The following is a 1014-nucleotide window of genomic DNA, read 5'->3' as shown; positions in this document are numbered from 1 at the left end:
CTCGGCGCGCGGCAGCCGCCCGCCCGGCATGAGCTTGCCGGAAAAGTGCAGCCAGCCGCGGAACAGCCCGCCGGTGCGCCCGAGGGTGCTGAACAGGTGCGCGTCATCGGTGCCCGACGCGCGGGAAAGCACTTGCCAGACAACCCAGTTGATCGGTCCGAGTTCGGCGAACCGTCCCGGGGAAACCCGTGGTAGGGGCGCTGGATCCATCACATCTCCACCTGTCTGCTCGTGCTCGCCCGGCCGGTTCGCAGCGTACTCGCCGGTACGTGATCCCGACGGCGACTGTGGGAGTCGTGCCGGTTTTCTTTGGTTTCCAGTGGTTTTCGCAACAGTTGCGCGTCATGATCGGTGGGTACCGCAGCGCGCAGCGGCGGTGTGAGGTCGCAGCACTGGTAGGGGAACATCGGAATGCTGGTTCGGATCAGGCCGGATGCGGAGCTCACCGGCGCCGAGCGGGAGTTCGTGGATTGCCTGCACGCCTATCCGAGCACGGGGCTCGCGCTGGTGGATTGCCGGGTGGGCGATCGCAGGCTCGGCGCGGTGGTCGTGACGCCACGGGGGATCACGGTCATCGAGGTGAAGGGCTTCCGGCGACGGCAGAGCGGCCTGCTCGCGGTCTCGGCGGCGGGCGAGTGGACGATCAGCGACAGCCCGCTCGACCTGGACGCCGACCCCTCGGGCGGCCTCACCGACCGGCTCGAACACGGGATCCACGCCGTGCGCGTCGCGCTCGAGCAGGCGCTGCAGGACAGCAGGCATGTCAGCGGCGCGGTGGTGATGGTGCCGTACCGGGGCGTGGTGGTGCGGCCGGCGCGCACCGCGCTGCGACCGGGGCTGGACGTGCTGGTCGCCAATACCGTCGACGCGCACGAGTTGCGGGTCTACCTCGAGGGCTTCTCCGCCGGGCCCCCGGCCTGGACCATCGACCGGGTGCTCACCACCTGCACCGCGCTGGGCGTCGGCACCCTGACGCCGCCGCGCGCCGAGCTGGCCGCCGACGGTTTCGCGGGC

At 70.8% G+C, this 1014-nt stretch carries 2 pseudogenes; one reads left to right on the top strand and one right to left on the bottom strand.

Annotated features, from left to right (window positions below):
- Window positions 1-210 (bottom strand): annotated as a pseudogene (locus ACWDNU_RS47245) (carboxymuconolactone decarboxylase family protein); the annotation flags it as partial.
- A gap of 201 nt (window positions 211-411) precedes the next feature.
- On the opposite strand from ACWDNU_RS47245, the pseudogene ACWDNU_RS47240 reads away from it, so the two are divergent.
- Window positions 412-1014: pseudogene (locus ACWDNU_RS47240) on the top strand (hypothetical protein); the annotation flags it as partial.

Source organism: Amycolatopsis sp. NPDC003676, assembly GCF_053587275.1.
The sequence above is the reverse complement of the archived record's forward strand: the minus strand, read 5'-3'. Positions and strand labels throughout refer to the sequence as shown.